The sequence below is a fragment of the Prochlorococcus sp. MIT2302 genome, from assembly GCF_059772385.1.
Genome location: NZ_CM186285.1, coordinates 1,269,834 through 1,282,175 on the forward strand (window position 1 = coordinate 1,269,834; position 12,342 = coordinate 1,282,175).

The 12,342-nt window shown below is 36.9% G+C and carries 13 protein-coding genes; 7 read left to right on the plus strand and 6 right to left on the minus strand.

Annotated features, from left to right (window positions below):
- Positions 1 to 12 precede the first annotated feature (12 nt).
- Positions 13 to 1,434, minus strand: coding sequence for a SpoIID/LytB domain-containing protein (locus AC6EI2_RS07305; RefSeq protein ID WP_498461691.1), 1,422 nt, complete (start codon positions 1,432 to 1,434; stop codon positions 13 to 15).
- A gap of 225 nt (positions 1,435 to 1,659) precedes the next feature.
- On the opposite strand from AC6EI2_RS07305, the gene rpmI reads away from it, so the two are divergent.
- The 7 genes from rpmI (at position 1,660) to AC6EI2_RS07340 (ending at position 6,457) form a co-directional block, all read left to right on the plus strand.
- Entirely contained in the window at positions 1,660 to 1,857 is a 198-nt protein-coding gene (rpmI, locus tag AC6EI2_RS07310; RefSeq protein WP_498461692.1) for a 50S ribosomal protein L35, read from the plus strand.
- 52 nt (positions 1,858 to 1,909) lie between these two features.
- Positions 1,910 to 2,254 carry a 50S ribosomal protein L20 gene (gene rplT, locus AC6EI2_RS07315; RefSeq protein ID WP_498461693.1) on the plus strand — a complete coding sequence of 115 codons (345 nt, stop codon included), beginning with the start codon at positions 1,910 to 1,912 and terminating at the stop codon, positions 2,252 to 2,254.
- Between the two features lie 152 nt (positions 2,255 to 2,406).
- A complete protein-coding gene (locus AC6EI2_RS07320) occupies positions 2,407 to 2,964 on the plus strand; it encodes a tetratricopeptide repeat protein (protein ID WP_498461694.1) in 558 nt (185 codons plus the stop codon).
- Positions 2,965 to 2,992: 28 nt separating this feature from the next.
- Positions 2,993 to 3,799 (plus strand): thiazole synthase, encoded by an 807-nt coding sequence (locus tag AC6EI2_RS07325; RefSeq protein WP_498461695.1) that lies wholly within the window; start codon positions 2,993 to 2,995, stop codon positions 3,797 to 3,799.
- Positions 3,800 to 3,848: 49 nt separating this feature from the next.
- A complete protein-coding gene (locus AC6EI2_RS07330; RefSeq protein WP_269609104.1) occupies positions 3,849 to 4,016 on the plus strand; it encodes a high light inducible protein in 168 nt (55 codons plus the stop codon).
- Positions 4,017 to 4,072: 56 nt separating this feature from the next.
- Positions 4,073 to 5,266 (plus strand): NAD-dependent epimerase/dehydratase family protein, encoded by a 1,194-nt coding sequence (locus AC6EI2_RS07335; protein ID WP_498461696.1) that lies wholly within the window; start codon positions 4,073 to 4,075, stop codon positions 5,264 to 5,266.
- 36 nt (positions 5,267 to 5,302) lie between these two features.
- A complete protein-coding gene (locus AC6EI2_RS07340; RefSeq protein ID WP_498461697.1) occupies positions 5,303 to 6,457 on the plus strand; it encodes a glycosyltransferase family 4 protein in 1,155 nt (384 codons plus the stop codon).
- A 3-nt stretch (positions 6,458 to 6,460) separates the two neighbouring features.
- On the opposite strand, the gene AC6EI2_RS07345 is transcribed toward AC6EI2_RS07340, so the two are convergent.
- From AC6EI2_RS07345 to AC6EI2_RS07365, 5 genes are all read right to left on the minus strand, one after another.
- Positions 6,461 to 6,721 carry a hypothetical protein gene (locus AC6EI2_RS07345; protein ID WP_498461698.1) on the minus strand — a complete coding sequence of 87 codons (261 nt, stop codon included), beginning with the start codon at positions 6,719 to 6,721 and terminating at the stop codon, positions 6,461 to 6,463.
- A 123-nt stretch (positions 6,722 to 6,844) separates the two neighbouring features.
- Complete coding sequence (gene gcvP / locus AC6EI2_RS07350; protein WP_498461699.1) at positions 6,845 to 9,751, minus strand: aminomethyl-transferring glycine dehydrogenase; 2,907 nt, start codon at positions 9,749 to 9,751, stop codon at positions 6,845 to 6,847.
- A gap of 100 nt (positions 9,752 to 9,851) precedes the next feature.
- Complete coding sequence (gene gcvH, locus AC6EI2_RS07355; RefSeq protein ID WP_498461700.1) at positions 9,852 to 10,238, minus strand: glycine cleavage system protein GcvH; 387 nt, start codon at positions 10,236 to 10,238, stop codon at positions 9,852 to 9,854.
- 21 nt (positions 10,239 to 10,259) lie between these two features.
- On the minus strand, positions 10,260 to 11,525 hold the full coding sequence (locus tag AC6EI2_RS07360) for a methionine gamma-lyase family protein (protein ID WP_498461701.1): 1,266 nt from the start codon (positions 11,523 to 11,525) through the stop codon (positions 10,260 to 10,262).
- Between the two features lie 35 nt (positions 11,526 to 11,560).
- The gene (locus tag AC6EI2_RS07365) at positions 11,561 to 12,250 is read right to left on the minus strand and encodes a DUF8644 domain-containing protein (RefSeq protein WP_498463471.1); all 690 of its coding nucleotides are present in this window, start codon (positions 12,248 to 12,250) and stop codon (positions 11,561 to 11,563) included.
- Positions 12,251 to 12,342 lie beyond the last annotated feature (92 nt).

Consider the following 12,342-nt stretch of genomic DNA (forward strand, 5'->3'; position numbering starts at 1 on the left):
AGTCTTTCATCACTAAGGCAAAAATCCATATTTAGTATTTGGATAATAATGAGTAAGAATTTGCTTGGTAGTCCATCCATTTTTTGCTAAATCTATAGCCCCAGACTGAGACATTCCTGCTCCATGGCCAAAGCCTCCTCCAGAAAAAAGCCATTTACCTTCTTTAATTTCTTTAACAACAAATAACGTGCTTGGTAATTGTCTTAAGACACCACGAATGTCATCAAGTTTAAGAAAGGTTTCTGAGCCAGTATGTCCGTCAATTTTCAACGATGTAACTCTTCCACTACTTCCTCGACTTACAACCTTAATTTTTCTTGGATAAAAAGTGGTTCTAACTTTTTGAGCTTGATTCAGCTGTTTTGCAATTTTGGAGGCGTCTAGAGTCCTCTCCCATCTAAAAAGTGGATGATCAGAACCAAAAGCCTCAGACTTTGAAAACAAAAAAGATCTCAGATATTTCTCATTTGATAGAGGTAAATCAACCGTCCGAGTCCAATGCTTTGGTCCATCCAAGCGCATTTTCAAATACGGAACTTGATTAATTGACCATGCTTCATCGACAGAAGCCATTACACCTCCATTTGTTGCGTGATAAACAGTATTTATTGGCTTTTGATTCCAAGTAAGAATTTTACCAGTAGTTTTTTTAATGGCCGTTTTAATTTTTTGATCGGCCTTAGATGGATTCTTATAAACCTGACATTGCGTATCGCTGCAGAGATTGTAACCATCAACTTTGAATCTATGACTATTAGCGAAGGCCCATGTCCTAGCTAATATTGCCTGCGCTGCAAGTGCTTCTTCAGGAGAGCTGGCGCCTATTTCATGAGGAACTACTCCATTTAAATATCTCTCGATAGGTACATGTTCAACTAGTGTCCAAGTCCCATATGCATCTGACTGGATTGAGAACGGACCTAAATATATCCCCTTCCCCCAGCGCAACCCATCTGGGGCTTGCAAAGAGATAGGACCCTCGAGGGAAATCTTTCCATTAATTCCTTCTAGATAAGGAAAAACAATCTTTGAAACTTTTATTTTCTGATAAGTAGACTTGATGGATCGTGGAATCTTGATCTCACCTGAGACCCAAACCTCCCAATCTAAAGGATGAGCAATAATTGATTCAATACCTTTATCTTTTAAATCATTTGCCAGCCTTTCAGCAGACTCGAAACTTGAGAAGGGGCCAATTTTATTTCGACCAAACACTTGTGGATTTATTAATTTTTTTGCTCGCCAACTAATGTTAATTTCTTTGGCTTTTCGAACTACACCATTAGCGTCTTTCAAAATCAAGTTTCTACCATTACTTAAAAGGTTCAGAACTGGAGCAACATTGTCATTCATGACTTCCTTGCCCAAGTATGGCTTAATCCCAACAAGCAGTACATTTTTTTCTAAACTTATTGAAGGTGTTTCCGGTGGCACCTGATGAGTTGGAAAAAACTTAATTTTGCGAGAATTCGCAATAGTAACTTGAGAGGAAGAATGAAACCCAATCAAGAGAAACAAACCAAAAACAAAAAAACGCTTTTTAGCCCGTAAATAGCTTTTAATCACAACAAAAGTCTCCTTCCAGAAAAAATTTAATAATTTTAGGTTGGCTTAAGTGAGCTCAAGGACGTATTCTTATAAACTAACTACGCTTTATCAATGCCAAAGCTCAAGACCCGCAAAGCTGCTGCAAAGCGGTTCAAAGCAACAGGCACTGGTAAGTTCATGAGACGTCGTGCATTTCACAATCACTTACTCGACCATAAGAGTCCTAAATTAAAAAGGCACCTTAAAACAAAAGCAGTCGTAGACGAACGTGATGCAGACAACGTAAGCCTTATGCTTCCCTATGCTTAAGACTTCTTCGGAACGTTTATTAATTCAATTTTTTGATTTCTAATTTTTAATTATGGCACGAGTTAAAAGAGGTAATGTTGCTAGAAAACGTAGAAACAAAATCCTTCGCCTAGCAAGAGGTTTCAGAGGAGGGAATGGAACTCTGTTCCGAACTGCAAACCAAAGAGTAATGAAAGCTCTATGTAATGCTTATAGAGACAGAAGAAGAAGAAAGCGTGATTTCAGAAGACTTTGGATTGCAAGAATCAATGCAGCAGCGAGATTAAATGGGCTGAGTTACAGTAAATTTATTGGTGGATTAAAGAAAGCAGATGTAAGAATCAACAGAAAAATGTTGGCTCAATTAGCTGTTACAGATCCTCAAGCATTCACAAATATTGTAGCTAATGCAAAATGATAAATGTGCTTGAGTGTTGTTTTTACCTTTTTAAACTCTACAGAAATGATTAATTAAGATAAAAGAATACAGAAGAAATTCCAAAAATCAAGAAGATGCAAATAATAAATAATTACGATACAGTCAACAAATTAGTATTTGAGTTTTAGGTTATGATTATTGATCTTCCTCAAACTTATTTAATAGGACTTTGTTTGCTATTAGTAATTATTGCTATTTTAGTAGGGAGGCAACTTTTTAAAGTAAGGAAAGATGAATTGAAGCTAATAAAATTAGAAAAAGAAGATTCAAATACAAAAGAAGATTCAGCTAAAATGTATGAGTTAGCATCTGTACAATTAAAGAAAAGATTGTATCCTCAAGCCACATCAACTTTAAAACAAGCCCTAAAGAAACTTGATGGCGAACCAAAAGAAGCTAAAGCACTTATAGAGAATGCATTAGGATTTGCACTTGCAGCTCAAAACGACTTTAAATCAGCAGTAATTCACTACAAAAAAGCATTAACAGCAAAATCTGAATATCCAGTTGCACTTAATAATCTCGGTTTCGCTTATCAACGTCTACTAAAAGAAGATGAAGCTTATAAAAATTATCAAGAGGTCTTAAAGCTAGATCCAAAAAACAAAACGGCAATCTCTCAAATCAAAAGACTTGAACGTATAATTGGGAAAAATAAAAGTCAATTATTGAATAAAAAAGGTTTCTGAATAAATCTTAATTCTTGATATTTTACCCATGCAAAAAACAAATCAATTTCTCAAAATAGGAAATAAAGAATTCAACAGTCGGCTACTTATTGGGACTGGTAAATACCCATCCTTAGAGGTAATGCAAAGAAGCCTAGTAAATACAAAATGTGAAATAGTTACTGTCGCAGTCAGAAGAATTCATGGACTAGAAAATGGACATAAAGGATTAATGGAAGCAATAAACTGGAAAAGTATATGGATGCTACCAAACACTGCAGGTTGCACAAATGCTGAAGAAGCAGTTCGAGTGGCAAGAATGGGCCGAGAATTAGCAAAGTTAGCAGGTCAGGAAAATAATAATTTTGTCAAATTAGAGGTTATTCCTGACAAAAAATATTTATTACCAGACCCAATTGGAACTTTAAAAGCAGCAGAAATATTAGTTAAAGAAGGATTTACGGTTCTACCATATATTAATTCTGATCCATTAATTGCCAAGCAACTTGAAGAAATTGGATGTGCAACTGTTATGCCTCTTGGTTCCCCCATTGGATCTGCTCAAGGCATAAAAAATGCAGCAAACATTGCCATGATTATCGAAGAATCTAATATTCCAATTATTGTTGATGCAGGTATTGGAGTTCCAAGTGAAGCAGCCCAAGCATTGGAAATGGGTGCTGATGGGGTTCTAATCAATAGCGCTATTGCTCTAGCAAAAGACCCAGAATTAATGGCTCAGGCCTTCTCAAAGGCAACTGAAGCCGGCAGAGAAGCTTTTCTATCTGGAAGGCTCCAAGAGAGCCAACTTGCTTATCCAAGTTCCCCCTCAGATGGAGTTGTTTCAAAAAATTAGAGTAATTCGTTAAAAATTAGTAACGTTATAGCCTAATAAACAAAAAAACATGGCAGTCACTAAGGAAAGTCAAGGCAGGCTTAACGTTTTTGCGGATGAACCGAGAATTGAAATCCTTACAAAAGAAAGCAGTGGCAACAAAGGTTCTTGGCTTTTTACCCTTGCTGGAGTTATCCTTGTAATTGGGCTTATCGCATATTCTTTAACAATCAAGTGAAACCCTTGTAGTAGCTTGAATAAAATGAGCATTTGCTCTTTCTTTAGGAGTTTAGAGTGAAAGTTTTCGTTCTTGGTGGTGACGGCTTCTGCGGATGGCCTTGTGCAGTCAATCTTGCTGACAAGGGTCATGATGTATTCATCGTGGATAATCTCAGTCGTCGCAAAATCGATATAGACCTTGAAGTTGAATCCTTAACTCCAATAACAAGTATTGGTGAAAGGATTAAAGCTTGGTCTGAGATAGGTGGAAGGCCTATTAAATTTATTCATTTAGACCTCGCCTCTGAATATCAAAAGCTTTTAGATCTTTTGATCGAGGAAAAGCCTGATTCAATAATTCATTTTGCTGAACAGCGAGCTGCTCCTTATTCCATGAAAAGCAGCGCAACCAAGAGATATACAGTTGATAACAATGTTAATGGCACTCATAATCTATTGGCCGCAATTGTTGAATCTCAATTAGATATTCACATTGTTCATCTTGGTACAATGGGGGTATATGGCTATGGCTCCCATAGAGGTGCAACCATTCCTGAAGGTTACTTAAAAGTGGAAGTGCCCCAACCAGATGGTAGTCGATTTGAAGAGGAGATTTTACATCCAGCCAGTCCTGGAAGCGTTTATCACATGACAAAAACGCTCGATCAATTGCTTTTTCTTTACTACAACAAAAACGATCAGATCAGAATCACTGATTTGCATCAGGGAATTGTATGGGGAACAAATACTGATGTCACAAGCCGTGACCCAAGACTGACTAATCGATTCGACTATGACGGTGATTACGGGACAGTATTAAATCGATTTTTAATGCAGGCTGCCATTGGATATCCATTAACAGTCCATGGTACAGGTGGACAAACAAGAGCTTTTATTCATATTCAAGATTCAGTAAAATGTGTTCAGCTTGCACTGGAGAACCCTCCAGAAAAAGGTGAAAGGGTGAAAATTTTCAACCAAATGACTGAAAGTCACCAAGTTGGGGAATTAGCAAAAAAAGTAGCATCTCTAACTGGAGCGAAAATTGATTATCTTCCAAATCCAAGAAACGAAGCAGTAGAAAATGATTTAATAGTTGATAATCGATGTTTTATTGAGCTGGGATTAGACCCCACCACTCTCGATAATGGACTTTTAGAAGAAGTTGTTAATGTCGCGAAAAAATTCTCTAATAGATGCGATTTAAAACGAATACCTTGTGTATCTGCATGGACATCAACCCAAGCAAAAGCAATCAATAAATCCTAAATCTAACTAATACAAAATCTTGAACAGACACGCTCAGTGAAAATAGCTTTCTTTACAGAAACTTTCCTACCAAAAGTTGATGGGATAGTAACGCGTCTAACTAAAACAATTCAAAACTTAGTTGAGTCAGGTGATGAGGTTACCATTTTTTGTCCAGAAGGCTGTCCATCAAGCTACATGGGTGCAAAAGTTATAGGTGTTCCCGCGATGCCATTACCCCTCTATCCAGAACTCAAATTAGGGTTGCCTGGTCCAGGTGTTTCAGATGAATTAGACAATTTTAAACCAGACCTCATTCATGTAGTTAATCCTGCTGTGCTTGGATTGGGTGGTATTTGGTTAGCAAAAACAAACAATATTCCACTTGTAGCCAGTTACCATACTCATTTACCTAAGTACTTAGAGCACTATGGAATGGGGATGTTAGAGCCACTTTTATGGGAATTGTTAAAAGCCGCTCATAATCAAGCAACCCTAAATCTGTGTACTTCCACTGCAATGGTGCAAGAGCTCTCAGAAAAAGGAATTCAAAATACCGCTTTATGGCAACGGGGAGTTGATACAGACATTTTTAAACCAGAACTAAGAGACGAACAAATGAGAAAGCGTCTTTTAGGAAACTTTAGTGATGAAGGATCTTTATTGATATACGTCGGTAGACTCTCAGCCGAAAAGCAAATTGAAAGAATAAGACCTGTACTTGAGGCATTGCCAAGCACTCGACTAGCTCTTGTTGGAGATGGTCCACACAGACAACAATTGGAAAAATTTTTCCAGGGAACCTCTACTACATTTGTGGGATATCTAAGTGGGAATGAATTAGCAAGTGCTTATGCATCTGGAGATGCTTTCTTATTTCCTTCAAGTACAGAAACTTTGGGGTTAGTTCTTTTAGAAGCAATGGCTGCTGGATGCCCAGTAGTAGGAGCCAATAAAGGTGGAATCCCAGATATCATTTCAGACGGGAAAAATGGATGTTTATACAATCCCGATGGAGATGATGACGGGGCTTTAAGTTTAATTGAGGCTACAAAAAAGTTATTAGGTAATGAAGTAGAACGCACTGCAATGAGAAAAGCAGCTCGTTCAGAAGCGGAAAGATGGGGTTGGGCAGGAGCTACAAAACAATTAAGACGTTATTACGAAGGTGTACTAGATCAAAAACAATCAAAATCAAAGCTTGTTGCTTAGTTTTCAAGCAGCATGAGGAGGTGGAGTTGGGGAATCAAATGATTGCAAAGGTAATACCAAAGTTGCCCATTTAGAAAGTTTGGCTGGCCTTTGTTTCTTCGGCTGACGAACCCCAAATGGGACTCGAACTACATTTGTTCCAGCAACTTGTAAAAGTTCTCCTTTATTTAAAACAGACTCAAAGCAATTAGTAAAAGAGGGCAAGGACAAGTCATCCTTTTTGTTCTTTTGATCTGGGAGATCAAAAGATGTCTTGTTGTTCATTTGGTCCCCATGTAATTTAAAGCCGCGGCAAAAATTAATAAAAAAATTGCAAAACAGCCTAATAAAACCAATAATTTGGTTTTCGCTTGAAATTTAACTAATAAAACAAGTTTTAACCAGTCTTCACAAAGAATTAATATTTTCTAAATCCTGAACAGAAGCACAACTACATATTAAATTCCTGTCTCCATATGCATTATTTATACGTGAAACTGATGGCCAAAACTTATATTTTTCTTGATCTGGCAATGGGTAAGCTGCTTCTTTACGAGAATACGGTCTATCCCAATCATCAGATGTGACTGTTTTTAAAGTATGGGGAGATTGTTTTAAAGGATTATTAACAGGATCAATCTTTCCTAATTTTATTTGTTCGATTTCTTCTCTTATTCCTATCATCGCTTCACAAAAACGATCTAGTTCAGTCAAACTTTCACTTTCTGTTGGTTCAACCATCAAAGTTCCAGCAACAGGCCAACTTATGGTTGGAGCATGAAATCCATAATCCATCAATCGCTTAGCAATATCTTCAACTTCGATTCCTAACTGACTCTTTAAAGGTCTTAAATCTAGTATGCATTCATGAGCTACTAAACCATTGGGATCCTTAAACAGGACTGGATAATGAGGATCAAGTCTTTTTGCCACATAATTAGCAGAGAGGATTGCGATTGAACTTGCTTTGCGTAACCCATCTCTACCCATCATCCGAATGTACATCCAACTGATAGGCAATATTCCGGCACTACCAAACGGAGCGGCTGAGACTGCTGAAATAGCCTTTTCTCCTCCACACTTAACAATTGAATGTCCAGGGAGATAAGGAACCAAATGACTTGCCACAGCTATAGGACCCACTCCTGGGCCTCCTCCTCCATGAGGAATAGAAAAAGTTTTATGAAGATTTAAATGGCACACATCTATGCCGTAAGATCCAGGCCTGCAAATACCTACTTGAGCATTCAGATTGGCACCATCCAAATAGACTTGACCTCCCTCTTGATGAATGATTTGGCACATTTCACGAATATTTGGTTCAAATACTCCATGAGTTGAAGGATATGTAACCATCAAAGCAGCTAAATGATTTGAATGAATCTTTGCTTTATTTCTTAGATCTTCTAAATCAACATTACCGTACTCGTCACATTCAACAGAAACAACTTTAAAGCCAGACATGACTGCGCTAGCTGGATTAGTACCATGTGCACTTGTTGGGATCAAGCAAATATTTCTATGCACCTCTCCAAGAGACTGATGCCAAGAACGTATGACAAGCAAACCAGCAAATTCTCCTTGAGAACCTGCATTGGGCTGAAGCGAAACTCCCTGAAAGCCAGTTAAAGCAGATAGCCAATCTTCAAGGTCATTAATTATCTCCTGGAAACCCATTAATTGACCTTGAGGAGCAAAAGGATGAATAGAAGCGAACTCGTTCCATTCAATGGGTAAAAGTTCAGCCGCTGCATTCAATTTCATTGTGCAACTTCCAAGAGGAATCATTCCTTGAACCAAAGAAAAATCTTTCGATACTAAAAAATGTATATATCTCATTAAATCAGTCTCGCTTTGGTATTTATTAAATACCGGTTGTTGAAGCCAGGGTTTTTCGCGAAGTGGAATATCAATTAAAAGTTCATTTTCATTAATTAATATAGATAAATCATTGATATTTTTACCTTTAGCCTTTGCAAGTATTTGATGTAATGTATCAATTTCTTCATCACACGTTAATTCATCAAAAGTCACACCAAAGCCTTTAGCATTTATAACATCTGACCCGATTGGAAGCACTCTAAGATTGTATCCTTCTTCGGAAGCCAACTGAAGAACCGTTGATGCTTCCGGACAGTAAATATCTATACTATCAAACCTTGAATATCTATCTAAGGGATATTCAAGATTGCTTATTATAGATTCAAAATATGATCTATAGATAACAATCTTTTTTGCTATTTGTTCAAGACCATTTGGACCATGATGTACTGCATAAAAAGAAGAAAGAACAGCCAATAAAACTTGAGCAGTACAAATGTTACTAGTCGCTTTATCTCTTCGAATATGTTGCTCTCTCGTTTGAAGGGCAAGCCTCAAAGCTTCATTGCCTTCTGAGTCAACTGACTGGCCAACTATTCTTCCTGGTATTTGCCTTTTATATATTTCTTTCGTTGCAAAAAAAGCTGCATGTGGTCCACCAAATGCAATAGGAACTCCGAATCTTTGCGCACTTCCAACGACTATGTCAGCACCGAACTCTCCCATGGGTTTAATCAAAACTTGAGCCAAAGGATCGATTGCAATAGTTGCAATTGCGCCACATTCATGTACCTGATTAATTATTGAAGTTGGATCCCAAATCCGACCATTTTTGCCAGGTAATTGAATAAGTATTCCGAAGACATTATTGTCTATCTCAAAGTTGTTGTTATCAAATACCTCCAATCGAATTCCTAGTGGTTCACAACGAGTTTTTAATACATCAAAAGTTTGAGGCAAAACTTCTTGATCTACTAAAAATTTATTGGCTTTTTTGTTTTTCCTAACAGCCAAACTCAAACTTATTGCCTCAGCTGCTGCAGTTGATTCATCAAGCAAAGACGCGTTTGATATGGGCAGACCTGTTAATTCACTTATTAAAGTCTGAAAATTAAATAAAGCCTCTAATCTGCCTTGCGATATTTCTGCTTGATATGGAGTATAAGCCGTATACCAATTTGGATTTTCCAGAACATTTCTTTGTACTACTGGAGGTATGACTGTTGAGTGATAACCAAGGCCAATTAAAGAGCGATATTCAACATTTTTCTTAGCAATTATATTAATTTCTTTTAACGCTTCATTTTGATCACAGCCATCTGGAATAGAGGCATCTTTAATTTCTGAATCAAAGATTTCACTGGGGATTACAGAAGATATGAACTCTTCCGAAGTTTGAAAACCAAGTTTTTGAAGCATTAAAGCTTCATCTTCAATAGTGGGACCTATATGGCGAGACTTAAAAGTTGGATCCTTTAATTCTGCTTTTGACATGAGCTTGTTCTCAAGCACAAGCAAGTTAAATTGTTGTAAAGAAGGTTAGTGTAGACAAAAATTTCCCAATTTGTTGTAAGAAAAATTATTCAGTAAAATTTTATTCACCAATTTTCTTAGCATAACTTTCTGAATCCATAAGCTCTTTTAATTGATCAGGGTTATCAGGACGAATGATTAATAACCAACCCTCGCCATGAGGGTCATTCTGAAGTTCCTCTGGACTTGCCAAAACAGAATTGTTTCTGTGAACAATTTCCCCACTTACTGGAGCATACATATCTTCAACAGCTTTTACAGATTCAACTGAGCCAAAGCTTTCTCCTTTGGCTATTGCAGTACCTTCTTCTGGTAGATCAACAAAAACGATATCTCCTAACTGATCTACAGCAAATTCACTGATACCAATTCGAACTAAATCATCATCAGCAAAAGCGTATTCATGACTGTCAGCAAAACGAAAATGATTTGGGAAGGAAAAAGCCATTTGCGTCAAAACGTAAAACGCTTAATCATTCTGGGGCAATTTGATCAATCCTGCCTGAAATAAATTGGATAGTGCATGAATCAAAGCAATTTTGACATGTGAGCGATGAGATCCTCCTTGAATAAAAAGATCAAATGGAGGTTTCATAGGAGCATCCGCAGAAAATTCACTGGTACTACCATCTATAAAAGTTCCTCCAGCCATGACTAAGTTATTTTCATATCCTGGCATTGGGGCAGGTACAGGGTCGAGAAAAGATCCAATAGGTGACTTTTCCTGAAAAGACCTACAAATAATTTGTAGTATTTTTGGGTCGCCTATTCTGACTATTTGAATCAAATCAGTTCGAATAGAACCTGAGGTAGGCAACACTTGAAAGCCCAATTCGCTAAATGTAGTGGCAATAATTTCAGCACCAATTAAAGCCTCTGCAACCATTTGAGGTGCGAGAAAAAGTCCTTGTAAAATAGTTCTATTTAAGTCAAAAGTAACACCACCCTCAGATCCAATACCTGGAGCAGTCAGGCGGCAACATGCTTTATCAACCAAATCAGTTTTTCCCGCAATATATCCACCAGTAGGAACAATAGTTCCACCTAAATTTTTAATTAAAGAACCTGCAATCAAATCTGCCCCTACTGACGTTGGTTCTTTATTTTCAACGAATTCTCCATAGCAATTATCAACAAAGCAAATACAATTAGGTTGCATCTTATGACATAAGTAACAAATTTCCTTGATCACTTCAATACTCAAAGATGGACGCCATGTATAACCACAACTACGTTGTATAAAAATTAATTTTCTAGGTTTTTTTAAAGCTTTTTCTAAAGCTAGAAAATCTATATTTCCATCATTTTTTAAAGAAATTTCTTCATAGTTAATACCAAAATCAATCAAAGATCCTTGACCGTTCCCCCTTAATCCAATTACTTCTTCAAGTGATTCATAAGGCCTCCCGGTAACAGATAATAAAGCATCTCCTGGTCTTAAAACACCAAACAAACATGACGTAATAGCATGGGTACCGCTTACGAACTGAAGTCTTACTGCTGCTTTTTCACAATCTAAAACATCTGCAAAAATTTTATCAATGATATCTCTCCCTAAATCTCCATGTCCATATCCTGTTATAGAGGCAAAATGTTGTACATTTAAATGAGAATCAGAAAAAGCCTTTAATACTTTTTCTAATTTAAATGTTATGCTATCAGTCTTTTCATTAATAGATAAATATAATTTTTTTTCTATATTTTCAATAAAATTTTTAGCAGAATTTTTGAACATATTGTCTTTTATATAGCTTAAAAAGTTTTCGGAAGTTAATCTGAAAAAATAATTTCTAATTTTTCTTGATCCTTAAGCAGTAAACCTCTTTGACGTAGATTTTCCAAAAAGTCATCAGCACCTTGCAAATTATTTGTGTTTAACAATTTATTCGTTTCATGTAAATCTAACAATTCACCATCAAGTTCTTCAGCGGTGTAATCTTTTAAACCAGCCATAACTGCTTCAAATCTTTCTCTTCGTTGTTTTTTACTTACTGGATATGCAGACATAACTTGTTGTCTACAGATTCTCCAAGATCTACCTTTACACAAATAATCAGCCAAAGCAGCACTAAGCACAGGAGCCTCAGCTTCCTCAATAAACCAATCAAAAGATGAAGGTAAAGAAGCTAAACCAACAAAAATCTCAAAAAAGTCCCCAGCAGAAAGTGGGTGACCATTATTGCCCTCAACAGCAATAGCCGACTCTTGAAGTGATTTATACAGCTCAGGATGAACGCTTGATATTTGATTTTCTATGTTTTCTAACCCGCGAAAAAGTACTTGATTTACTTTACCCAATGCAAAAAATACTTCAGGGCTTGGCGATACAAGTTTTCCATTTCTTAAATTTGAAATCTGAGAACTGTGAACCCTGCCTAAATCCAAGCATTCAGCCAAAGCAGGCAAAACTTTATGAGACCAGCCATTACGCTCATGCCAGACATGGACAAGATGAGCCATCGCCCTTCTACCTGCATTCAATTGCTCCCGAAAACTAGAAGAGGCCACAAATCACATTCAAGATTAACCACAAGACCTGATTAGGATCCTTA